This is a genomic window from Xanthomonas campestris pv. asclepiadis (genome assembly GCF_020784175.1).
GTDB lineage: Bacteria > Pseudomonadota > Gammaproteobacteria > Xanthomonadales > Xanthomonadaceae > Xanthomonas > Xanthomonas campestris_D.
Genome location: NZ_JAJGQM010000004.1, coordinates 16814 through 39099 on the forward strand (window position 1 = coordinate 16814; position 22286 = coordinate 39099).

Here is a 22286-nt window from a genome sequence, read left to right on the forward strand (position 1 = left end):
TGGAGTGATGACAGCAGTGACCAATCGATGGGATCCCGGCGCAACCCGCGCCCTGGCCGAGGCACGCCATGGCGATGCATTCGCCATTCTTGGCGCGCACCCGACCGATAGCGGTCGGGTGCTGCGCACCTATCAACCGGGTGCCGACTACGTCAATGCCGTGCTCGACGATGGCCAGGTCATCGCGCTGGACGCGGGCCCGGAGCCGGGCCTGTTTGCCGGCGCGTTACCGGCGCAAGGCGGGTATCGCCTGCGCATTGGCTGGCCCGGCGGCGAGCAGGACACTGCCGACCCGTATGCGTTCGGCCCGCAGCTCAGTGACTTCGACCTGCATCTGATCAGCGAAGGCCATCACCTGCAGCTGGCCGATGCACTCGGCGCCAACGTGATCGAGGTCGATGGCGTACGCGGCACGCGCTTTGCGGTATGGGCGCCCAATGCCACGCGCGTGGCGGTGGTGGGCGACTTCAACAGCTGGGACGCGCGCCGGCATCCGATGCGGCTACGTCATCAATCCGGCGTGTGGGAGCTGTTCGTACCCGACGTCGGCCCGGGGGCGCACTACAAGTACCAGCTGCGCGGCCCGCATGGGAACGAATTGCCGGCCAAGGCCGACCCGGTGGCGCGGCGTGCCGAGTTGGCACCGGGCACCGCCTCGATCGTCGCCGACCCCACCCCGCACCAGTGGAGCGATGACGGCTGGATGGCCACGCGCGCGCGCCGTCAGGCGCACGACGCACCGATGAGCATCTACGAGATCCATGCCGGCTCCTGGTTGCGCGAGGAAGGCGTGGATCTGGACTGGGATGGCCTGGCCGACCGCCTGATTCCGTACGTGGCGGACATGGGCTTCACCCATGTCGAGCTGATGCCGGTGACCGAGCATCCGTTCGGCGGCTCGTGGGGCTACCAGCCGCTGGGCCTGTTCGCGCCGACCGCGCGCTTCGGCTCGCCGGATGGCTTTGCCCGCTTCGTCGATCGCTGCCACCGCGAAGGCATCGGCGTGATCGTCGACTGGGTGCCGGCGCATTTCCCCACCGACGCCCACGGCCTGGCGCATTTCGACGGCACCGCGCTGTACGAACATGCCGACCCGCGCGAAGGCTTTCATCGCGACTGGAATACGCTGATCTACAACCACGGGCGGCGCGAGGTGTCCGGGTTCCTGATTGCCAGTGCGCTGGAGTTCCTGCAGCGCTTCCACGTCGATGGCCTGCGCGTGGATGCGGTGGCCTCGATGCTGTACCGCGACTACAGCCGCAATGCCGGCGAGTGGGTGCCCAACATCCACGGCGGGCGCGAGAACTACGAGACCATCGCCTTCCTGCGCCGGCTCAACGAGGTGGTGCGCGAGCACACCCCGGGGGCGGTGATGATTGCCGAGGAATCCACCGCGTTCCCCGGCGTCACCGCCGACGTGGCGCACGGCGGCCTGGGCTTCCACTACAAGTGGAACATGGGCTGGATGCACGACACCCTGCATTACGCCGCGCTGGATTCGATCTACCGCCGTTACCACCATGGCGAGCTGACTTTCAGCATGGTCTATGCGTATTCGGAGCGCTTCGTGCTGCCGATCTCGCACGACGAAGTGGTGCACGGCAAGGGCTCGTTGCTGGGCCGCATGCCGGGCGACGACTGGCAGCGTTTTGCCAACCTGCGCGCCTACCTGGGCTACATGTTCACCCACCCGGGGCGCAAGTTGCTGTTCATGGGTTGCGAGTTCGGCCAGCCCACCGAGTGGAACCACGACGGCGGCATTCCCTGGCATCTGCTGGACGACCCGCGCCATCGCGGCGTGCAGACCCTGGTGCGTGACTTGAACCGGCTGTATGTCGAATACCCCGCGCTGCACGCGCAGGATGACGACCCGGCCGGGTTTGCGTGGGTGGTGGGTGATGACGCGGCCAACAGCGTGGTCGCGTTCCTGCGCAAGGCAAAGCGCGGCGATGCGCCGGTGCTGGTGGTGATCAACTTCACCCCGATCGTGCAGCACGGCTACCGCATCGGCGTGCCACAAGGCGGCCAGTGGCGCGAGGTGTTCAATAGCGATGCCGGCATCTACGGCGGCGCGAATCTGGGCAATGGCGGTGTGGTGAGCGCCGAGCAGCAGTCGATGCATGGCCATGCGCAATCCCTGCCGTTGTTGTTGCCGCCGCTGGGCGTCATCGTGCTGACGCCGCAGGGCTGATGCAGCACACAGCGCCGGACCGCTGGTCCGGCGCGGTGGCACCTGTTAGATTGCGCGCCATAGAGTGGTTGAGACCGTGTTGCGTGCGCCCGTCGGGTGGCGCAGCTGAGTGTCGACCACTGATCAGGCGGCCCGGGGAGGGCTGCCGGGCACAGCCGCCGCCATGCCTTCCGTCGATCTCTTTACGGGAGCGTTGTGCGTGGGCGTTTTGAGTGCTGTCGCTTCTTCGATGCTTGAGTGGCGTGTCCCTGCAGTGCGCAGCGTCGGGCGCGCAGATTCACCGGTGCGCACTGCGTATTCGGGGTGTGTTGGGGCGCAGGGCGGCGGCAAGCGGCCTGTGCTCTCGGGCAGTTTGTCGTTCTCCGCTTCGACGCAGGTGCAGGCATGAGCGGCCTGATGACGGCGTGCTATCTGCTCGCCGCTGCGGTCTCGGCGCTGGCGTTCTACCTGGCAACCAGGCATCAACGCCTGTGGCCGCAGCGCCGGCTGTCCGCGCGTGCGCTACGCCTCGGCGCCAGTGCGTTGCTGTTGCTGTCGCTGGGCTGCGCCATCGCTGCATTGGGGACCTGGGCCGGCATCTTCGCCGCAGTGACGGCGTTGATGCTGGTGGCGGTGGCGCTGCCGTACCTGGATGCCTGGCAGCAGGCGCGCGTACAACGCAGGCAGATGCGCCATGTGGGCTAGGTGGCTGGCCGCCGTGGTGCTGGGGCTGCCGCTTGCGGTGGGCGTGGTCGGCCTGTGCGCCTTGTTGCTGCCGGGGCCGCAGCGGAGCTACACGCTGGCGTGGTTGCTGCTGATGTTTCCGGCATGGATCGGTGCGATGGCCTTGCCGTTCGTGTTCCGTCGTGCATTACGCGCCTGGGTTGTGCTCGGCGGGCTGACGCTGCTGTGCTATCTCGCGCTTGCAGGCATCAAGGCCGTGGGCTGGACGGAGCTGGGTGCATGAAAGCAGCGACCTTGCGTGCGTTTCTGTCGGTCCACAGCTGGATGGGCCTGTTGGCCGGCATGGCCTTGTTCATTGCCTTCTATGCCGGTGCCATCACCGTGTTTACTCACCAATTGAGCGGCTGGCAGACCACCCCGCCTGCCACGCAGCCGGCGCCGGCAGATCCTGTCGCCGCCGCGCAGCGCCTGCTGGATGCGGTGATCGCCCGGCATCCGCAGGTGGCCGACTCCTTCCTGGTGCTGCTGCCCGGCGAGCACGGGCCACTGGCGCGGCTGTACTGGTACGGGCCGCAGGCCGAGGCCAGCGGTGGCATGCGGCAGTATCAACAAGCCGCCGATGGCAGCCTGCTGGAGCTGCCGCAGCGCGTGGGCTTTGCCGACTTTCTCTATGACCTGCACTTCACCGCCGGGCTGCCGCGCGTGTTCGGCACTTACCTGTTCGGGGTGGTGAGCGTGCTGTACGGGCTGGCCCTGGTCAGCGGCGTGGTGCTGTATGCGCCGGTGTTCTTCAAGGACCTGTTCGCGCTGCGCATCGGCGCCAACGTCAAGCGCCTGTGGCAGGACGCGCACAACGTGGTCGGCATGCTGTCGCTGCCGTTCCATGTGATCTTTGCCTGGTCCGGTGCGGTGTTGTGCCTGGGCGTGCTGCTGCTGGCGCCGTTCCAGTTCCTGGTGTTCGACGGCAAGCTGATGCAGATCCTGGAGCCGGACTTCGAGCTCACCCCGCATGTGCAACCGGCCAGGCGTGCGGCGCCGGTGTTGCCGCTGGCGGTGCTGCTGGACAAGGCGCGCACGGCCAGCCCGGGCTTCGTACCGGAAAGCATCGGGTTTCACAATGCAGGCGATGCCAACGCGCGCGCGGAGGTGTATGGCCATCACGCGCAGCGCCGGCTCAACACCCTCGGTGGCGTGGCGCTGGACGCGGCAACCGGCCAGGTCCTGCGCGTACTCGAACCAAGAACGATGTCACCAGGCACCGCCGCCTTGCGCGGGCTGCAAGGGCTGCACTTCGGCAACTTCGGGCAGGCGCCGGTGCAGTGGCTGTATTTCCTGCTCGGGTTGGGCGGCGCGTTCCTGTTCTACAGCGGCAACCTGTTGTGGATCGAAACACGCCGCAAGCGTCGGCTGGTCGATCAACCGCGCCGCACCCACGCGATGGCGCGCCTCACCGTCGGCGTGTGCCTGGGCAGCGTGGCCGGCGTCTCGGCGCTGTTCATCGCCGCGCGCCTGCTGCCGCAAGGACAGGAGCGTCATGTCTATTACGCGGTCTTCGCGGCCGTGCTGGTGTGGGCGCTGATCCGCCCCACCGCACGTGGGGCGTACGAGGTGTTGCTGGCCTGCGCTGGACTCACGGCGCTGATTCCGCTGGCCAGCTGTGTTTCGGCACATGGCGTGGTGCTGCCCTGGCAGGACGCAACGGTACTCGGCGTGGACCTGATTGCGCTGGTGTTGGCATGGGCGTACTGGCAACTGGCGCGTGCAAGCAAACGGCGCGGACTGCAGGGCGATCCCAACAGCGTCTGGGCCTGGAAAGCGCGTACAACCCAGTGAGTCGATGCACCGAGTTGATTGATACCCGGCACGCCACGGTGCGCCAGGCAACAGCTGCCGTGGCGAGGTTGGCTGCTGAACATGCTGCCGACGCGAAAAGGCGCCACGTTGACGCAACGGCATCACCCGGCAGTGCATCCTCATTGCCCGCCACCTTCACCCACACCCGATGACGGCTGCAGCCTTACGCATTGGCCTGATCTCCGACACGCACGGCCTGCTGCGGCCTGAGGCCTTGGCCGCGTTGCAGGGCTGCGCGGCGATCATCCATGCCGGCGATGTGGGCAAGCCGGAGATCCTCACCGCGCTGGGCGCGCTGGCACCGTTGCATGCGATCGCCGGCAATATCGACAACACGCCGTGGGCAGCGCAGCTTCCGGAAACGCTGGACCTGCTGATCGCAGGCGTGCGCATCCATGTGCTGCACGATCTGAAAACGTTGGCAGCGGATGTCGCCGCAGATGTGATCATCAGCGGACATTCGCACAAGCCAGCGGTCCAGACGCGCGACGGGGTGCTGTACGTCAATCCGGGCAGCGCCGGCCCGCGTCGCTTCAGCTTGCCGATCAGTGTGGGCACGCTGTGGCTGGGCGATGGCCCACCGCGGGCACGGGTGCAACTGCTGGAAATACGCTGATGGACGTTGGATCCACGCAATAAGAACTTGTGCAGGGATCTGGAGTGGCTAGCAAAACGACTGCACAGCCGTCAGGCAGGCGCGGTCGGTGCTCGGAATCGGCATGTGCCATGCGTGCACTGCGCTTCTGAGCGCGCCGTCCGCACCCACCTGAAGACCGCTACGTTTTGTTGGTCGCTTTTAGACAATGCCGTGCGATGAAATGCATCGGCCCGGCACGCAGGCCACTTCCGCATGCCCTGAGCATGCGGTGCATGCGATGACCACCAGCAGCGACCGCTGACAACCTGTGCTGACGTGCCTGCTTGTCTAAACCTGCACGCGGGCCGTTCGTTGCCTGTATGTGTAGGCCCGCGGTCCCTGCGCTGACCTTGTCTGCACGCAGGCGGGACCATCCTTGTGCATCGAGTCGCTGCAAGGATTTCCCCCATGAATACCCGTCGCCAGTTCCTTTCCGCCGCCGCTGCCGGCACCGCGGCATTGGCCGCCGCCCCGTTGTTGGCACAGACCTCCGCACCGGGTAGCGTGATGCCTACGCGCGGCAAGGCCGCCGCTTCCGCGTTGCCGACCAATCCCGCAGCCAAGGGCGCGCGCTATCGGCCGTCGAGTCGCCTGGGCTTTGGTGGCGTGGCGATCGGCAACGGGTTTGCGCCCACCAGCGATGCGCAAAGCGAAGCGACCCTGGCGCCGGCGTGGGCCTCGGGCGTGCGGTACTTCGATACCTCGCCGTGGTACGGCCTGGGCCTGTCCGAGCGCCGTACCGGCCACCATCTGCACAATCACGCCGCAGACGACTACGTGCTGTCGACCAAGGTCGGGCGCCTGCTCACCGCCACCGACAAACCGCCGAAGACGATGTGGCAGCAGCCGTCGCCCTTCGACTATCGCTACGACTACAGCGCCTCCGGCGTGCGTCGGTCCATCGAAGACAGCCTGCAGCGGCTGGGCGTGTCGCAGATCGATATCGCCTACATCCATGACCTGTCGCCGGAGAACGAGAAAGACCTCGGCATGCCGTGGGAACAGCGCTTTGCCGAGGCGGTGAAAGGCGCGATGCCCGAGTTGACCAAGATGCGCAAGGAGGGCCTGATCAAGGCCTGGGGCTTTGGCGTCAATCGCCCCGAGCCGGCCTTGCGTGCGATCGAGGAGGCCGATCCGGATATCTTCCTGCTGGCCTGCCAGTATTCGTTGCTCGACCACGCGCAGGCGCTGCACGACACCTTCCCGAAGATCGCAAAGCACGGCGCGTCGGTGGTGGTCGGTGCGCCGTTGTTGGCGGGCTATCTGGCCGGCCGCGAGCGGTATCTCTACGACGGCACCGTGCCAGAGTGGGCGCCAGCCAAGCGCCAGAAAGCACTCGCCATCTGCGAGCGCCACGGCGTGGATCTGCGCACGGTCTCGCTGCAGTTTGCCGCCGCACCCAAGGTGGTGTCCGCGGTGATTCCGGGTGCGCGCACCCCCGAGCAGGCGCATGCGAATGCGGCCTCGATGCGCGTGGCGATTCCGGCAGCGGTATGGGAAGAGCTCAAGCGCGAGCAGGTGATCGAAGCGGATGCGCCGGTGCCTGTGCTGGGCTGAGCCTTACGCGTGGTGAGAGTGCCATCGCAAACGCTTGCGCTTGCGATGCATCACGTCACACTGCAGGCATCACCTCACCCATCACGGAATCAACAGCGGCCGCAACACAGGCACTTGCCTGGCCAGTTCGTCGGCGACAATCGCCGCGAACAGATCGGCGCCGTCCGCACCCAGATGGGTGTAATCGAATGCCAGCTTGGCCTGGCCCATCGGCTCGGCGCTGGCGTTGTCCTGTGCACGCGCAGCGGCAACAGCAAACGTGGGTGGCGTCGATGCGGTTTGCGCCGGGGTCTTGCCGATGGTGGTGCCCGATTGCGCGGCAAGCACCTGCTCGGGATCGGCAGGCCGCTGCGCCAGCCGCATCGCCAACACCGGGCCCATGCCCTGCACCAGCGCACGACTGCGCGTATGCAGGTCGATCAACGGCACCTGCAATTCTTGCGCAACCTTGCGCGTGGCCTCCGCCCACGGGCCCAGGTCATCCACTAATTGGCCGCGCTCGAACTGCCGCCGCGTCAATGGCGTGACCAGCACCGGAATCGCACCGGCGGCGCGCGCCTCGGCCACATAACGGCGCAGATTGGCGGGGAATTCGGTCGTCAGGTCGGTGGAACGCCCCGGTTTGCCGGGTTGGTCGTTGTGACCGAACTGGATCAGCACATAGACCTGTCGATAACCGCCACTGCGCAGCTCCTTCATCGCGATCTCCCACGACCCTTCGGCACGGTAGTTGGAGGTGCTGCGGCCGCCGCGCGCCAGATTGAGGCAGCTCAGGAACGAGGTCACATGCTGCGCGCAGAAGCTCGGCCCCCAGCCACCTTGCACGGCGGTAGTGGAATCGCCGACCAGCACGATCTTGCTGGCGGCAAGCTGCGTGCCGGTCGCGGGCACGTCGGAAGCGGGCATGGGTGCAGGTGACGCCCCGGCAGGCGGCGCCTCAAAAGCGTGTGCAGCAGGTGTAGCGGTTGCTGCCAGCAGAACCAGCGGTACGAGAGACAGGAAGCGCATGAGTCACCTGAGACGAAGAAGCGATCAAGGAACGGATGTCAGTCGGAAGATGAAAGCCAGGCAGACGCCGAAATCGAGTTGGAAGACCAAAGCCGCCAAAAAGCCGCAAGACGATCACCGGGGCCACGCCTTGATTGGCGCCACCATGTAGCGGCAAAAACCCTGCCGCTGCAGACGGCCACCAGCCCGCGCGAGGTCGCGCTCCACCACGCAGCACTCAAAACGTGCCGCGTTGAATAAAAGGCGCTTGCTGATACAGCTTGCGCTCGCCACCGCGCGGGTCGTGCTCCAGCCGGCTCGGCGTATCGAACAGCAGCGTCTCGCGCCGTTGCAGCGAATACGGCGTCCAATGCGGCAGGCCGCGATGATTCGGGTCGCCACTGCGCGCGAACGCCAGCAGTGCCTGGCTCATCTGCGCGGCCATGCGCTGCGCATCGGCGCTGTCGCCGGTGCGCGCGCCGGGCTGCGCAATGGTGTCGAAGACCAGCGGAATATCCAGCGTGTGGAAGGCGCCGAACTTGCCGCCATCCAACGGCGAGCCCCAGTCCAGCTGATACACCCAGGTCGGTGCGCCCTGGCGTGCACGCGCTTCGGCCTCCTCGACCGCGCCGCGCCACGAGCGGCCCGCCGTGGTCGCGGCAAAGAACACATCCGAAGGCGAGTACTGCGGATACAGACGGCGATATTCGGCAATCACCACCTGCGGCAACAGGTCGACGTATTGCTGGCTTTCCAGCCTGGCCGGCAGCTCGTCCCAGCTCAACGCGAAGTTCTTCGCGTCGTTGCCGAGAAACGCGCGCGTCTCGTCGCGGGTATTGCCGATCACGAGCGGAATCCTGGCAGATTGCAGTGGCGCGGTCGGCCAGAACGGGTGCACCGGCACATTGCGCGCATCCAGCACCGGGCCGAAGTACAGCGCGCTGTTTTCCACCCGCGAGGGGTCGCGCAGCTGCGCGGCAGCCAGCAGCTGCGCAACCGGCAGCGTGCGGATGCGCGCAAGCTCCCCTGGCGCAAGTTTCAACGCATCCAGCAGCAGCTGCGCACGCTGCGTGGCCGCGCGCGGCCCTGCCACGGTGACCTGTTGCCCGCTCATGGTCCAGGCGCGATGGAACAGGCCGCGCGCGGCCGGCATCGCCATGAGCGTGGCGATCTTGGCGCCGCCACCGGACTGGCCGAACACGGTGACGTTGCCGGCATCTCCGCCGAATTCGCCCGCGTGCTGGCGCACCCACTGCAGCGCCTGGATCAGGTCCAGCTGCCCGGCATTGCCGGAGTCGGCAAAGCCGACATCGCCCAGCTGCGCCAGCGACAGATAGCCGAACAGGTTGAGCCGGTGATTGACGGTGACCACCACCACGTCGCCGCGCTTGCACAGGCGCACCCCGTCGTACAGCGGGTCGCTGCCGGAGCCGGTGGTGTAGCCGCCGCCGTGGATATAGAACAGGATCGGCCGCTTGCCGCCATCGCGCAGGCCCGGCGTCCACACGTTGAGAAACAGGCACTCCTCGCTGGTGGGTTCGCTGGCCTTGAGTTGCGGTGCGGCTGCACCGTAGGCGCCGGCATCGCGCACGTCCTGCCAAGGCGTTTCCACCACAGGTGCCTGAAAGCGCCGCGCGGCGGTGTCGCCGCCGTACGGGATGCCCTTGAACACGCAGATGCCCTGGTCGCGATAGCCGCGCAGCGCGCCGCCACGCACGCGTGCCAGCGGCGCGCTGTCCTCGCGTGGCGGCGGCGGTGCGGCCGCGCCGGCGACGCCGGGCAGCGCTGCTGCGGCAGTGGCAAGCAACCCGCCACGCAGCAGCGTGCGTCGGCGCGCGTCGGGCGTGGAAGGCGCTGTCATCGCGCCAGGTCCTGCGCCGGTAGACCTGCCGGTGTCGGTGCAGATGCAGATGCAGATGCAGATGCAGGCGTCTGCGCCATGGTGACATGCGCGATCCAGGCCTGCGCCAGCTGCGGCCAGGCGGCCACGGTCAGGCCGGTGCCGCTGGCGGTGCCGAAGCCATGGCCGCCCTGCGGGAACACATGCAGCTCGCTCGCCACGCCGGCGCGCAGCAGCGCCTCGTGCATCAGCAGGCTGTTGCGCACCGGCACCACGGTGTCGTCCTGCGCATGCAGCAGGAAGCTGGGCGGCGTGCGGGCATCCACATGCAGTTGCGGCGAATAGGCGCGCACCTGCGCCGCGCCTGGACTGCTGCCGAGCAGGCGCTCGCGCGAGCCCGGGTGCGCGTTGGCACTGTCCATGTCGATGACCGGATAGATCAGCAGTTCAAAATCCGGCCGCGCGCTCAGCGCATCGGCTGCATCCACCTGCGGGTACACCTGCGCGGCGTAGCGGGTGCCCAGGCTGGCGGCGACATGACCGCCGGCCGAGAAGCCCATCACCCCGACCCGCTGCGTGTCGATGCCGTAGCGGGCGGCATTGGCGCGGATCAGCCGCAGCGCACGCTGTGCATCGGCCAGCGGCACGTCGGCGCCGTTCGGGTGGCCTTCGCCGGGCAGCCGGTAGCGCAGCACGAACAAGGTGATGCCGGCCTGGTCGACAAAGCTGGGCACCAGCGCGCTGCCTTCGTTGTCGAGCACGATGCGCTGGTAGCCGCCGCCGGGGGTGACCAGCAGGGCGGTGCCGTTCGGCTGCCTGGGCCGGTAGACCACCAGGTAAGGCGTGCTGATCTGCTGGATGTAGCGATCGGGCAGCGCAGGGTCGCTGCTGCGTTGGACGATGCGCTGTGGCTGCGGCAGTGCCTTGTCTCCCGGTGCCATCCCCTTGGGCCACAGCAGGATCCGGCTGGCCTGCTCGGCTGCGGTCTCGGCGCCGGGTGCCTCGGCGGCCAGCACCGGCCCTGCCAGCAGCGATCCCATCACCACCACTCCCGTCATGCACCGGCGCATGAGGCTCGAAAACGCGGCAAAAAACCGCGTCGGGCTTGTCTGTTCCATCCACCCCTCCCAGGGTTGCTTCGTTACTGCGGCCAGTTTTGCCGCACTGCACATTGCCAATGACACCGGTTTACCATATACAGCACACCGTGCCACTGTCGATTGGCAGTGCAACAAAAACACCTATCAGGGAGACACCCTTGAGCAACGACGCCGCCACCCCACCAACATCCACATCCTCGCTGTCGCAGATCGCCCAGCGCTTTGTGGAGGCACGCCGTGCAGGGGCATCGCTGCCGGACTTTCCCGGGCAAATCCCCGATGATCTGGTCACTGCCTACCAAGTGCAGGATATCGCCATCAGCCAGTGGGACGACCAGGTGGTTGGCTGGAAGGTGGGCTATATCGCTGCCGAGCGCCGCGACCATTCCGGCGACGAGCGCCTGCTCGGCCCGATCTTCTCGCACAAGCTCTGGAATGCTACCGGTGGAACAACCGAGTTCCCGATCTACGAAGGCGGCTTCGGCGCGGTCGAGGCCGAGTACGTGCTGCGCCTGGACGCGGACGCGCCGGCCGAGCAGACCCATTTCACCCCGGAGCAGGCGGCGCAGCTGCCGGCCACCTTGTTCATCGGCGTGGAGATTGCCAGCAGCCCGTTGGCCACCATCAACAAGCTGGGCCCGCGCGTGGTGATCTCCGACTTCGGCAACAACAATGGCCTGATTCTGGGCCCGGAAGTGACCGACTGGCTGGCGCGCGACGAGTCCGCGCTGACCGCCGAAACCCTGATCGACGATCAGGTGGTCGGCACCGGTGGGGCCACCACGTTGCCGGGCGGACTGCGCGCCGCCTACGCGTTTGCGCTCAGCCGTTCGGCCCGGCGCGGGCGTCCGCTCAAGCGCGGTGATCTCATTGCCACGGGCAATGCCACCGGTATCCATGACATCGAAGTGGGACAGCATGCCCTGATTCGCTTCGCCGGCATCGGCGACATTTCCTGTACGGCTGTGTCCGCCAAGTAACGCCGGACCCAGTGACCAGACGCTTGGGAGGGCGCCAATGATCACACGCAGACATTTCCTCGGTGCCGGGCTCGGTGCCGCCGCGGCCAGCCCCTGGCTGGGCGCGGGTGCCACCACGCCGATCCCCGGCGGGCAGTTGCTGACCGCCACCGACGTGCATGTCGGCGACTACCCCACCGTGGAAGCGGTGCGGTGGTTCGGCAAGCAGCTGGAACAACGCAGCAATGGCCGGCTCAAGCTGCGCCAATACCACTCTGGCCAGCTCGGCCGCGAGTCGGAGGCGATCGACATGGCGCGCTTTGGCGCCATCGACATCACCCGCGTGTACTCGGGCGCATTGAACAACACCTTTCCGCTGACCCAGGCGCTGTGCCTGCCGTACGTGTTCGACTCGGTGCCGCATCTGCGCCGCGCCATCGACGGCCATGTCGGCGACAGCGTGCTGCGCAGCTTCGAGCAGCGCGATCTGGTGGGCCTGGCAATCTACGATTCCGGCGCGCGTTGCTTCTACAACACCAAGCACCCGCTGCACCGCCCGGAAGATCTCAAGGGCCTGAAACTGCGCGTGGCCTCGTCGGACATCTTCCTCAAGCTGATGCGCATGCTGGGTGCCAATCCCACCCCGATGTCGCTGGGCGAGACGTTCTCTGCGATGGAAACGCACATGATCGACGGTGCGGAAAACAACATGCGCAGCTTCCAGTCCAGCCGGCATTTCGAAGCCGCGCATTACTGGTCGCAGAGCGAGCATTCCTATGCGCCGGACATCCTGGTGATGTCGCGGCAGAGTTTCGAATCGCTGCGCCCGGACGATCGCGCCTTGGTGGTGGAACTGGCACGCGCCTCGGTCCCGGTGATGCGCAACTTGTGGGATGCCTCGGAGACCGTCGCGCGCAAGCAGGTGATCGATTACGGCGTCAAGCTCAATCAGGTCGACATGCCGGCGTTCCGTGCCGCCGCCGCGCCACTGCTGGCCGAATACCGCAAGCAGCCGGAGATCGAAGCGCTGTACCGCCGCATCCGCGATTTTGCATAGAGGTGACCCGATGACCGAACCTGAGACCGTCGCCGTCCCGGTCGCGCCGTTGCAGCGCGCGCTGGACCGCGTTTCCGATACCGCCGTTGGCGTGGCCTCCATCGCGCTGCTGGGCCTGGTGGTCGTGCAGGGCTGGCAGGTGTTCACCCGCTACGTGCTCAACGATTCGCCCAGCTGGACCGAGCCGGTGACGCTGCTGCTGCTGAGCACCGCGCTGAGCCTGGGCGCGGCCGCCGGCGTGCATACCAACCGTCACTTCGGCTTCTATCTGCTGGGCGAGCACGTGCCGCCGCTGGTGCGCCGCGTGTTTGACCTGATCCGCCCGTTGATGATCATGTCCATCGGTGCGGTGCTGGCGTGGTGGAGTGCGGCGCTGCTGCTTGATGGCCTGGACATCAAGATGGCCGGCGCGCAGATGCCGCAGAGCATCAACTACCTGCCGCTATCGATCGGCGGTGCGCTGATGGTGATCTTTGCCTTGTACAAGCTGTGGCGTGTGCTGCGCCCGATCCAGGCCGGAGGAGTGCGCTGATGGGCATCGCGATGTTGTTGGGAACCTTCGTGGTGCTGCTGCTGATCGGCGTGCCGGTGGCCTACGCCTTGGGCGCGGCCGCACTGGCCACGCTGCTGTATCTGGACCTGCCCACGGTGGTGCTGGTGCAGCAGATTTCCGCCGGCAGCGGCTCGGCGTCGTTGATCGCCATCCCGTTGTTCATCTTTGCCGGCGAGTTGATGTTGCGTGGTGGCATCTCCGAACGCCTGATCGCGCTGGCCTCCTCGCTGGTGGGGCGCGTGCGTGGTGGCCTGGGCCAGGTCAGCGTGCTGTCGTCGCTGTTCTTCGGCGGCGTGTCCGGCTCGGCGATTGCCGACGTCTCGGCGGTCGGCGGCACGATGATCCCGCAGATGATCAAGCGCGGGTACGACCGCGATTACGCGGTCAACGTGAGCATGACCGCCGCGCTGGTGGCCTTGCTGGTACCGCCCTCGCACAACCTGATCCTGTTCTCGGCCGCGGCCGGTGGCGGGCTGTCGATCGCGGACCTGTTCGCCGCCGGTATCTTCCCCGCGCTGCTGATGACCGCAGCAATGATGGTCACCGGCTATGCGGTGGCACGCCATCGCGGCTACGGCACCGAGCCGTTCCCCGGCTGGCGCGCGGTGGCGCTGCGCCTGTTCGGCGCGTTGCCGGGCCTGGGCCTGGTCGCGTTGATCTTCATCGGTATCCGCGCCGGCATCTTCACCGCGGTGGAGAGCGCGGCGATCGCGGTGGTGTACGCCTTGATCGTCACTGCGTTGCTGTATCGCCAGCTGCGTTGGGCCGAGTTCTTCGCCGCCGTCACGCATGCGGCACGCACCACCGGCGTGATCCTGTTCGTGATCGCCACTGCGGCGGTGTTCGGCTGGTTGCTGGCCTACCTGCAGGTGCCGGCGGCGGCGGTGAAGTTCCTGCAGGCCATCGCCGACAGCAAGAACACCGTGCTGCTGATGATCGTGGTGATGCTGTTGCTGCTGGGCATGTTCATGGACCTGGCACCGAAGATCCTGATCTGCACGCCGATCTTCCTGCCGGTGGTCAAGGCCTACGGCATCGACCCGATCCACTTCGGCCTGGTGATGGTGCTGGCCGGCGGCATCGGCCTGATCACCCCGCCGATCGGCTCGGTGTTGTTCATCGGCACCTCGATCGGGCAGATCACCATCGCCCAGAGCATGCGCACCATCTGGCCGTTCTGGCTGGCGGCCTTGTGCGTGCTGCTGATCGTGGCGTTCTTCCCCGAACTGTCGCTTTGGTTGCCACGCGCATTGCGCGCGTAAACGACCGCGATCCCGAAGGCGTCCGTCAGGCGGGCGTCGTCGGTGCGTGGCATTGGCCTGCACAGTGCGTGCAGCGCGATGTCCGCGCGCCGACCGTCGCCTGACAACCGCCCGGCGACGCGGCAGACGCTGTTCGCAGCGCCGCTGCTGGCAGGTGGTTCGCCGTCATCCATGCGGCCGACGCTCCAGGCGTCGGCCGCTGCATCGCCCCGTCGTGCGGGGACAAGGAGCAAGCATGCGTGTGCGTATCGCTTCACCCCGTCTGCGTTGGCTGCTGGCCAGCGGTCTGCTGCTGTGCGCCGGGCTCAGTGCCGCGGCCGACTGGAAGCGCGGCATCGAACATCAGCGCATTGCCGATCAGGGCAACGGCACCTTCCTCAACCCGGTACTGGCCGGCGATCACCCCGATCCGTCGGTGCTCAAGGACGGGCAGGATTACTACCTCACGCTGTCCTCCTTCGATGCCTATCCGGGCTTGCCGATCTGGCATTCGCGCGACCTGGTCAACTGGCAGCCGCTGGGCCACGCCATCACCCAGAACGTCGGTGCGATCTGGGCGCCGGACCTGATCAAGCACGGCAAGCGTTACTACATCTACTTCCCGGCGCGCCGTGGCGACCAGGGCGAGCGCAGCAACTTCGTGGTCTGGGCCGACAACATCACCGGCCCGTGGAGCAAGCCGATTGATATCGGCCTGGGCAAGTACATCGACCCCGGCCATGCGGTGGGCGAAGACGGCAAGCGCTACCTGTTCCTGAGTGGCGGCGATTACGTGCAGCTCTCCGACGACGGCCTGAAGGTGGTCGGCACGCCCAAGCACGTCTACGACGGCTGGAAATATCCGGAAAGCTGGGACGTGGAAGGCTACGCGCAGGAAGGCCCCAAGATCACCCGCCACAACGGCTGGTACTACATGACCACCGCCGTCGGCGGCACCGCCGGCCCGCCGACCGGGCACATGGTGATCACCGCGCGTTCGCGCTCGATCCACGGCCCCTGGCAGAACGCGCCCAACAACCCGATCACCCGCACCAGGAGCGCCGACGAGCCGTGGTGGTCGCGCGGCCACGCCACCCTGGTGGAAGGCACCGACCAGCGCTGGTGGATGCTCTATCACGGCTACGAACACGGCTACTGGACGCTGGGCCGGCAGGCACTGCTCGACCCGATCGAGTGGACTCCGGATGGCTGGTTCGTCGCCAAGGGCGGCGACCTGGGCACGCCGCTGAAAAAGCCCAGCGGTCAGGCCTTGCCGCATGGGCTGGCATTGTCGGACGACTTCCGCGCCAGCACGCTGGGCCCGCAGTGGTCCTTCTTCAACCCGGCCGCCGACGAGGCCAAGCGGCTGCAGGTGGGCAATGGCGTATTGCGCCTGCAGGGCAAGGGCAGCGCCCCGCGCAACGCCTCGCCGCTGACGGTGATCGCCACCGACCAGGCCTACCAGTTCGAGGTGCAGATGACCGTGGCACCGGGCGGGCAGGGCGGGGCGCTGCTGTTCTACAGCGACAAGCTCTACGCCGGCGTCGGCAGCAATGGCGAGCAGTTCGTCATGCACCGCTACGGTGAGGAGCGCCCGGCCAAGCTGGCGCCCAGCAGCAAGGGCGGCGATCTGTGGCTGCGCGTCACCAACAACCGCCACATCGTCACCATTCACAGCAGCACCGACGGCACCACCTGGACCAAGTACCCGGTGCAGATGGAAGTGTCCGGCTACCACCACAACGTGGCCGGCAAGTTCCTGGCACTGAAACCGGCGCTGTATGCCGCCGGGCAGGGCCAGGTGGAGTTCCGCAACTTCCGCTACCGCGCCCTGGACTGACCGTTCTGCATCGCCGGGCATGCCGCCGCGCTGCCGGCTGCGGCGCGTCCTGCACGGCGGGTCCGGGGTGGCGGCAGGCTTCGCTCAGGTCTGCCGGCCGTCTGGCCGGTAGAATCCAATCAACTTCACTGGTTGACCGCTATGCCCGCCCGCAAGATGCCCGAAGAGGGAATGCCCGGCCTGCCGAAGGGCAAGGTAGCCACGATCAACGACATCGCGCGGATGTCGGGCGTGTCCAAGAAGACCGTGTCGCGGATCATCAACAACTCGCCGCTGGTGCGGCAGGACACCCGCGAGAAGGTCGAGGCACTGATGCGCGAGGTCGGCTACGCGCCCGATCCGCTCGCGCGCGGGCTGGCGTTCCGGCGCTCGTTCCTGATCGGCATGGTCTACGACAACCCCACCGCGCAGTACATCGTGGACATGCAGTACGGCGCGCTGGACGCGCTGCGCGGCTCCAGCTTCGAGCTGGTGGTGCACCCCTGCGACAGCCGCAGCCCCGGCTACATCGAAGGCGTGCGCCGCTTCGCCCAGGCGCAGAAGCTGCACGGCGTGATCCTGGTGCCGCGCGCCTCCGAGGACCAGGCGCTGGCCGACATGCTGGCCGAGATCGGCTGCCGCTACACCCGCATCGCCTCGGTCGCGCTGGACGCCACCTCGCAGACGGTGATCACCCACGACCGCGACGGCGCCGCCGAGGCGGCCGATTACCTGCTCTCGCTCGGCCACCGCGACATCGCGCTGGTCACCGGCCCCAGCGCCTACCGGTCCTCGATCGAGCGCACCTCCGGCTTTGCCGACGCGCTGACCCGGCGCGGCATCGAACTGCCGCCCGAGCGCATCGTCGAAGCCGGCTACACCTTCGAATCGGGCGTGGCCGCGGCCGAAAAGCTGCTGCTGGGCAAGAAACGCCCCACTGCCATCTTCACCGGCAACGACGAAATGGCCGCAGGTATCTACAAGGTTGCGCTGCGGGCGGGGATCAACATCCCGCGCCAGCTGTCGGTGATCGGCTACGACGACAGCTCGCTGGCCTCCCGCCTGTGGCCGCCGCTGACCTCGGTGCGCCGCCACACCCGCGACACCGGCCGCACCGCCGCGGCGATGCTGATCCAGCCCGACAACGCCCCGCAACTGCCCACCGCCAGCGTGCGCCCGCACCTGATCGTGCGCGACTCCTGCCAACCGCCGGAGGATTGAGGCAGGTCAACGCCCAGGCGAGGAGACGCCAGGCAAGGGACAAAGCCCCTCTCCCGTCGGGGCGAGAAGGCACGGCTTGCGCGCCATGGGCGCGCGTGCCTTGGAGCGCCCGCGCCGCCAGCGCGGGCCGGGGCGGGGCGGGGTTGGGGCGGCAGACAGCCATCTGAGAAAGCTCAGCCATGAGCTGAGGGCACATAAGCCTCCACCCGACCAATCAAGCCCCGCACCCAACACCACGCGCAGCCTCGTCCCCTCATCCGGCGCTACGCGCCACCTTCTCCAGAGGGGAGAAGGAATTTCCACGGTGCCACGCTGCCATGCGGCTATCGTGCACTGCGCAATGACACCGGTTAACCAGAGTCGGTAGAATGGCCTGGTGCAAGCCAATCCCCCCGCGCTTGGCACCGGAGATCGCGCATGTCCCTGTACTGCAAGACCCACTACGCCACCCATCCCGACGCCATCAAGGGCGCCAGCAACGACGACCTGCGCGAGCTCTATCTGCTCGATGGCCTGTTCGTCGGCGATGCGGTCACACTCAAGTACACCCACTACGAGCGCTTCGTGCTCGGTGGCGCAGCGCCGGTCGGCACGCCGCTGGAACTGCCCAGGCAGAGCGAACCCGCTTCCGCCGCCGGCCATCCGTTCCTGGAGCGCCGCGAGCTCGGCATCCTCAACGTCGGGGCCGGGACCGGCACCGTGACCGTGGACGGCACCGTCTACACGCTCGGGCCGAAGGACGGCCTGTACGTGGCGATGGGCAGCACCGAGGTCACGTTCGCTTCCGAAGACGCCGCCAACCCGGCCAAGTTCTATCTGGCGTCGACGCCGGCGCATGCGCGCTTCGAGACCAAGCAACTCTCGATCAAGGATGCCGTGGCCCTGGAGCGCGGCGCGCTGGAAACCAGCAACGAGCGCACCATCTACCAATACATCGTGCCGGCCACCTGCCAGTCCTCGCAGCTGCTGCTGGGCCTGACCGTGCTCAAGCCGGGCAGCGTCTGGAACACCATGCCGCCGCATCTGCACGACCGCCGCAGCGAGGTGTACTTCTACTTCGATCTCGGCGCCAACGACCGCGTCTACCACTTCATGGGCGAGCCCGAGGCGCAGCGCCACATCGTGATCCAGAACAACGAAGCGGTGGTGTCGCCGCCGTGGTCCATCCACATGGGCGCCGGCACCAGCAACTACGCCTTCATCTGGGCGATGGGCGGCGAGAACCTGGATTACACCGACATGCACGTGCTGGACATCTGCCAGCTCAAGTAAGCCCGTTTCTCGCCATCGTTCGGGTCGGTACGCCTGCGATCCAGGTCGGCACCGGCAACGGCAGCGCGCTCTACCTCAGGCGTTGGCGACGCAGCAGTCCAAACGACATCAACGCATTCTGCCGCGCGCCGCGCGGCTCACTCATCACAACGTGGCACATCCAGCAGGAGCAATAAGGTAATGAGCAATCCGTTCAGTCTCGAAGGCAAGGTCGCACTGGTCACCGGTGCCAACACGGGCTTGGGCCAGGGCATCGCGCTGGCACTGGCACAGGCGGGCGCCGACATCGCCGCCGCCGGCATCCAGGCGCCGACCGAGACCGAAGAACTGGTCAAGGGCCTGGGCCGCCGCTTCATTGCCATCCAGGCCAACCTGATCAGCGTCGAGCCGGTCGAGCGCATCCTCAAGGAAACGCTGGACGGCCTGGGTCGCCTGGACATCCTGGTCAACAACGCCGGCCTGATCCGCCGCACCGACGCGGTGGATTTCAGCGAGCAGGATTGGGACGACGTGATGAACGTCAACCTCAAGTCGGCGTTCTTCATGGCGCAGGCCGCCGGCCGCCATTTCATCGCCCAGGGCAGCGGCAAAATCATCAATATTGCCTCGATGCTGTCGTTCCAGGGCGGCATCCGCGTGCCGTCCTACACCGCCAGCAAGTCCGGCATCGCCGGCATCACCCGCCTGCTGGCCAACGAGTGGGGCAGCAAGGGCGTGACCACCAATGCCATCGCGCCCGGCTACATGGCCACCGACAACACCGCCCAGCTGCGTGCCGACCAGGACCGCAACAAGGCCATCCTGGACCGCATCCCGGCCGCACGCTGGGGCGTACCGGCCGACCTCGGCGGCACTGCGGTGTTCCTGGCCAGCAGCGCCTCGGACTACGTCAACGGCGCCATCATCCCGGTGGACGGCGGCTGGCTGGCACGCTGAGTCAAACGCGCTTTCCTTCAGGCATTGCGTCTTTCCTTCTCCCTCCGGGAGAAGGTGCCCGAAGGGCGGATGAGGGTCGGCAGGCACGTACATCGAGCAAACGCGCGCTGCAGGCCCCGCAACGTTTCGTCCGTTGTCGATCAGCGTCTTGATCCCTCCCGGACAAGGCACTGGAAAAGCGGATCAAGACAGCACCCAAGCGCACACACCCGCCACATTCCACATCCCACATTCGAAACAACGTCCCCAAACCCAATCGGAGCATTCCCATGAAAATCGCACTTATGAATGAGTTCAGTCAGGCCGGCAAGAACCCGGTGATCCTGCAGCAGCTCAACGACGTCGCCGGCGAGCAGGGCCACACCGTCTTCAACGTCGGCATGGACGGTGACAACGACCACCGCCTGACCTACATCCACCTGGGCATCGTCGCCAGCCTGCTGCTGAACTCCAAGGCCGTGGACTTCGTCGTCGCCGGCTGCGGTACCGGGCAGGGCGCGATGATGTCGCTCAATGCGCATCCGGGCGTGTTCTGCGGCTATTGCATCGAGCCGACCGACGCCTACCTGTTCGCCCAGGTCAACAACGGCAATGCGCTGTCGCTGGCATTCGCCAAGGGCTACGGCTGGGGCGCGGAAATCAACGTGCGCTACATCTTCGAAAAGGCCTTTAGCGGCGAGCGTGGTCTGGGCTACCCGGCCGAGCGTCGCGAATCGCAGGCGGCCAATGCCGGCATCCTGACCCAGCTCAAGCAGGCCACCGCCAAGTCCTACCTGGACGGCCTGCGCGCGATCGACCCGGAGCTGATCAAGCAGGCCGTGGGCGGCGAGCGTTTCCAGCAATGCTTCTTCGACAACGCACAGGACGCCGAGATCCGCGCCTTCGTCGCTGGCGTAGTGGGCAAGCCCGAAGCCGCCGCCGCAGCAGCGTAACGCCTAAAGCCCTCCTCCCGCGGGGTGAGAGGACACTGTTCGCGCGCCACTGGCGCGCGTGCCTTGGAGCCCGCGCTGCCGGCGCGGGCCGGCGCGCGGAGCGGGGGTTGGGGTGAGGCCGCGGCGGAGGACAGCTGGCCTGAACGGGAAGGCTTGAAAGGCTTGAGACGACAGTACGGCCGTCCAACATTTCCTGTGCCGCCGCGCCCTCATCCGCCCTTCGGGCACCTTCTCCCAATGGGAGAAGGAACAGCGTCGTGTACTTAGCATTGTTCCCGGAGCCCACCATGCGTCTGCTGCTGTTCGCATTGCTGCTGCTCTGCGCAAATAACGCACGTGCCGATCCACATCGCATCTTCATCGCCGGCGATTCCACCGCCGCCGAATACGGCCCGGAGCGCGCGCCGCAAGCCGGCTGGGGCCAGATGCTGCAGGAATGGTTCGACCCGGCGCAATGGCAGGTGCGCAACCATGCCAAGGGTGGCCGCAGCACCCGCAGTTTCATCGCCGAAGGGCGCCTCGACACGATCGCAACGGAGCTGCAACGTGGCGACATCCTGCTGATCCAGTTCGGCCACAACGACGCCAAACGCGAAGATCCCACCCGCTATACCGACGCGCAAGGCGACTACGTACAGTTCCTGCGCCGCTACATTGCCGCTGCGCGCGACAAGGGCGCCACGCCGATCCTGATCACGCCCGCGGCCCGCCTGCTCTATGACTTCGGTGCGCTGCTCGACACCCACGGCCGCTACACCCTGGCCATGCAGCAACTCGCCGCGCAGGAACACGTCGGCCTGATCGATCTCGACGCCAGTTCCAGCGCCTGGATCCGCGCCCTCGGCGAACAGGCGGCCAGACCCTATTTCCTCTTCGTTCCCGCACAAGGCAAAGCCGACGGCACCCACTTCAGCCGCGCCGGCGCCACGGCCGTGGCCTGCCTGGTCGTGCAGGGCTGGGTGCAGCTGCAACCCGATCTCAAACAACAGCTGCGCCGCGATGCCGATTGCGGCGCAGCTCCCGACACCGCCGCCCAACGCGCGGCGCAGGCGCACCCCTCGCTGGTGGTGCACGAACGCGAGCTGGCACGCCCACAACCCGGTCCGCACGGCGGCGCCGGCCCCACCACGGCCTATCCGTTCTTTGCCGACGCACCGCAGCTGCAGTTCGTGCTGCGCAAACGCGTGCTGCACAAAGGCGCCGGCATCGGCCTGCACCTGCACGACAAGGACGAGATCTATTACATCATCAGCGGGCGTGGGCTGTATGCGCTGGATGGCAAGCAATACGAAGTCACCGCAGGCGATGCGCTGCTGACGCGCCCGGGCAGCACCCATGCGTTGCAGCAAACCGGCGAAGAACCACTCGTGCTGCTGTTGGCCTATCTCTCCAAGCCGGCAGGGTGAACCCTCGTCTCGGCGCATCGCACATGTCGGCACTGCAGATGCGCCGCCCAGTTGATGCCCG

19 protein-coding genes and 1 other RNA gene are annotated in these 22286 nt (G+C 67.0%); 17 read left to right on the forward strand and 3 right to left on the reverse strand.

The genetic code is table 11. The features are described from left to right. The first annotated feature begins 7 nt into the window (after positions 1-7). From glgB to LL972_RS03055, 7 genes are all read left to right on the forward strand, one after another. A complete protein-coding gene (gene glgB, locus LL972_RS03025; RefSeq protein WP_228326327.1) occupies positions 8-2191 on the forward strand; it encodes a 1,4-alpha-glucan branching protein GlgB in 2184 nt (727 codons plus the stop codon). Between the two features lie 384 nt (positions 2192-2575). Further along, the gene (locus tag LL972_RS03030; protein ID WP_228326328.1) at positions 2576-2875 is read left to right on the forward strand and encodes a hypothetical protein; all 300 of its coding nucleotides are present in this window, start codon (positions 2576-2578) and stop codon (positions 2873-2875) included. Beyond that, complete coding sequence (locus LL972_RS03035) at positions 2865-3137, forward strand: hypothetical protein (protein ID WP_228326329.1); 273 nt, start codon at positions 2865-2867, stop codon at positions 3135-3137. The genes LL972_RS03030 and LL972_RS03035 overlap by 11 nt, the downstream gene beginning before the upstream one ends. Then, positions 3134-4687 carry a PepSY-associated TM helix domain-containing protein gene (locus LL972_RS03040; RefSeq protein ID WP_228326330.1) on the forward strand — a complete coding sequence of 518 codons (1554 nt, stop codon included), beginning with the start codon at positions 3134-3136 and terminating at the stop codon, positions 4685-4687. Before LL972_RS03035 ends, LL972_RS03040 begins: the two co-directional genes overlap by 4 nt. Positions 4688-4856: 169 nt before the next feature. Further along, positions 4857-5324: a metallophosphoesterase family protein gene (locus LL972_RS03045; RefSeq protein ID WP_228326331.1), complete on the forward strand. Its 468-nt coding sequence runs from the start codon at positions 4857-4859 to the stop codon at positions 5322-5324. A gap of 103 nt (positions 5325-5427) precedes the next feature. Beyond that, positions 5428-5500: non-coding RNA, sX9 sRNA (locus LL972_RS03050), on the forward strand. 253 nt (positions 5501-5753) lie between these two features. Further along, positions 5754-6902, forward strand: a complete 1149-nt coding sequence (locus LL972_RS03055; RefSeq protein ID WP_228326332.1) for an aldo/keto reductase — start codon at positions 5754-5756, stop codon at positions 6900-6902. Between the two features lie 81 nt (positions 6903-6983). Here LL972_RS03055 and LL972_RS03060 read toward each other — a convergent pair whose 3' ends face one another. The 3 genes from LL972_RS03060 to LL972_RS03070 all read right to left on the reverse strand — a co-directional run bounded on the left by LL972_RS03060 (position 6984) and on the right by LL972_RS03070 (position 10847). After that, on the reverse strand, positions 6984-7808 hold the full coding sequence (locus LL972_RS03060) for a rhamnogalacturonan acetylesterase (RefSeq protein ID WP_228326333.1): 825 nt from the start codon (positions 7806-7808) through the stop codon (positions 6984-6986). 319 nt (positions 7809-8127) lie between these two features. After that, positions 8128-9750: a carboxylesterase/lipase family protein gene (locus tag LL972_RS03065; protein ID WP_228326334.1), complete on the reverse strand. Its 1623-nt coding sequence runs from the start codon at positions 9748-9750 to the stop codon at positions 8128-8130. Beyond that, positions 9747-10847 carry an alpha/beta hydrolase gene (locus tag LL972_RS03070; RefSeq protein WP_429002108.1) on the reverse strand — a complete coding sequence of 367 codons (1101 nt, stop codon included), beginning with the start codon at positions 10845-10847 and terminating at the stop codon, positions 9747-9749. Before LL972_RS03070 ends, LL972_RS03065 begins: the two co-directional genes overlap by 4 nt. 140 nt (positions 10848-10987) lie before the next feature. On the opposite strand from LL972_RS03070, the gene LL972_RS03075 reads away from it, so the two are divergent. From LL972_RS03075 to LL972_RS03120, 10 genes are all read left to right on the forward strand, one after another. After that, complete coding sequence (locus LL972_RS03075) at positions 10988-11809, forward strand: 2-keto-4-pentenoate hydratase (RefSeq protein WP_228326336.1); 822 nt, start codon at positions 10988-10990, stop codon at positions 11807-11809. Positions 11810-11846: 37 nt separating this feature from the next. Beyond that, positions 11847-12845, forward strand: coding sequence for a TRAP transporter substrate-binding protein (locus tag LL972_RS03080; RefSeq protein WP_228326337.1), 999 nt, complete (start codon positions 11847-11849; stop codon positions 12843-12845). 10 nt (positions 12846-12855) lie between these two features. Continuing rightward, on the forward strand, positions 12856-13377 hold the full coding sequence (locus tag LL972_RS03085; RefSeq protein WP_016901233.1) for a TRAP transporter small permease: 522 nt from the start codon (positions 12856-12858) through the stop codon (positions 13375-13377). Beyond that, on the forward strand, positions 13377-14660 hold the full coding sequence (locus LL972_RS03090; RefSeq protein WP_104586363.1) for a TRAP transporter large permease: 1284 nt from the start codon (positions 13377-13379) through the stop codon (positions 14658-14660). The genes LL972_RS03085 and LL972_RS03090 overlap by 1 nt, the downstream gene beginning before the upstream one ends. A gap of 235 nt (positions 14661-14895) precedes the next feature. After that, positions 14896-16479, forward strand: coding sequence for a family 43 glycosylhydrolase (locus tag LL972_RS03095; protein WP_228326338.1), 1584 nt, complete (start codon positions 14896-14898; stop codon positions 16477-16479). A 141-nt stretch (positions 16480-16620) separates the two neighbouring features. Beyond that, the gene (locus LL972_RS03100) at positions 16621-17679 is read left to right on the forward strand and encodes a LacI family DNA-binding transcriptional regulator (protein ID WP_172453409.1); all 1059 of its coding nucleotides are present in this window, start codon (positions 16621-16623) and stop codon (positions 17677-17679) included. A gap of 417 nt (positions 17680-18096) precedes the next feature. Beyond that, positions 18097-18951: a 5-dehydro-4-deoxy-D-glucuronate isomerase gene (gene kduI / locus LL972_RS03105; RefSeq protein ID WP_228326339.1), complete on the forward strand. Its 855-nt coding sequence runs from the start codon at positions 18097-18099 to the stop codon at positions 18949-18951. Positions 18952-19131: 180 nt separating this feature from the next. Next, a complete protein-coding gene (kduD, locus tag LL972_RS03110; RefSeq protein WP_228326340.1) occupies positions 19132-19887 on the forward strand; it encodes a 2-dehydro-3-deoxy-D-gluconate 5-dehydrogenase KduD in 756 nt (251 codons plus the stop codon). Positions 19888-20156: 269 nt separating this feature from the next. Beyond that, entirely contained in the window at positions 20157-20819 is a 663-nt protein-coding gene (locus tag LL972_RS03115; RefSeq protein WP_228326341.1) for an RpiB/LacA/LacB family sugar-phosphate isomerase, read from the forward strand. A gap of 287 nt (positions 20820-21106) precedes the next feature. Continuing rightward, on the forward strand, positions 21107-22225 hold the full coding sequence (locus tag LL972_RS03120) for a GDSL-type esterase/lipase family protein (protein ID WP_228326342.1): 1119 nt from the start codon (positions 21107-21109) through the stop codon (positions 22223-22225). Positions 22226-22286 lie beyond the last annotated feature (61 nt).

Coding starts and splice junctions, on each gene's coding strand:
- glgB (WP_228326327.1), top strand. CDS start 8: ATGACAGCAGTGACCAATCGATGGGATCCCGGCGCAACCCGCGCCCTG.
- LL972_RS03030 (WP_228326328.1), top strand. CDS start 2,576: ATGAGCGGCCTGATGACGGCGTGCTATCTGCTCGCCGCTGCGGTCTCG.
- LL972_RS03035 (WP_228326329.1), top strand. CDS start 2,865: ATGTGGGCTAGGTGGCTGGCCGCCGTGGTGCTGGGGCTGCCGCTTGCG.
- LL972_RS03040 (WP_228326330.1), top strand. CDS start 3,134: ATGAAAGCAGCGACCTTGCGTGCGTTTCTGTCGGTCCACAGCTGGATG.
- LL972_RS03045 (WP_228326331.1), top strand. CDS start 4,857: ATGACGGCTGCAGCCTTACGCATTGGCCTGATCTCCGACACGCACGGC.
- LL972_RS03055 (WP_228326332.1), top strand. CDS start 5,754: ATGAATACCCGTCGCCAGTTCCTTTCCGCCGCCGCTGCCGGCACCGCG.
- LL972_RS03060 (WP_228326333.1), bottom strand. CDS start 7,808: ATGCCCGCTTCCGACGTGCCCGCGACCGGCACGCAGCTTGCCGCCAGC.
- LL972_RS03065 (WP_228326334.1), bottom strand. CDS start 9,750: ATGACAGCGCCTTCCACGCCCGACGCGCGCCGACGCACGCTGCTGCGT.
- LL972_RS03070 (WP_429002108.1), bottom strand. CDS start 10,847: ATGGAACAGACAAGCCCGACGCGGTTTTTTGCCGCGTTTTCGAGCCTC.
- LL972_RS03080 (WP_228326337.1), top strand. CDS start 11,847: ATGATCACACGCAGACATTTCCTCGGTGCCGGGCTCGGTGCCGCCGCG.
- LL972_RS03085 (WP_016901233.1), top strand. CDS start 12,856: ATGACCGAACCTGAGACCGTCGCCGTCCCGGTCGCGCCGTTGCAGCGC.
- LL972_RS03090 (WP_104586363.1), top strand. CDS start 13,377: ATGGGCATCGCGATGTTGTTGGGAACCTTCGTGGTGCTGCTGCTGATC.
- LL972_RS03095 (WP_228326338.1), top strand. CDS start 14,896: ATGCGTGTGCGTATCGCTTCACCCCGTCTGCGTTGGCTGCTGGCCAGC.
- LL972_RS03100 (WP_172453409.1), top strand. CDS start 16,621: ATGCCCGCCCGCAAGATGCCCGAAGAGGGAATGCCCGGCCTGCCGAAG.
- kduI (WP_228326339.1), top strand. CDS start 18,097: ATGTCCCTGTACTGCAAGACCCACTACGCCACCCATCCCGACGCCATC.
- kduD (WP_228326340.1), top strand. CDS start 19,132: ATGAGCAATCCGTTCAGTCTCGAAGGCAAGGTCGCACTGGTCACCGGT.
- LL972_RS03115 (WP_228326341.1), top strand. CDS start 20,157: ATGAAAATCGCACTTATGAATGAGTTCAGTCAGGCCGGCAAGAACCCG.
- LL972_RS03120 (WP_228326342.1), top strand. CDS start 21,107: ATGCGTCTGCTGCTGTTCGCATTGCTGCTGCTCTGCGCAAATAACGCA.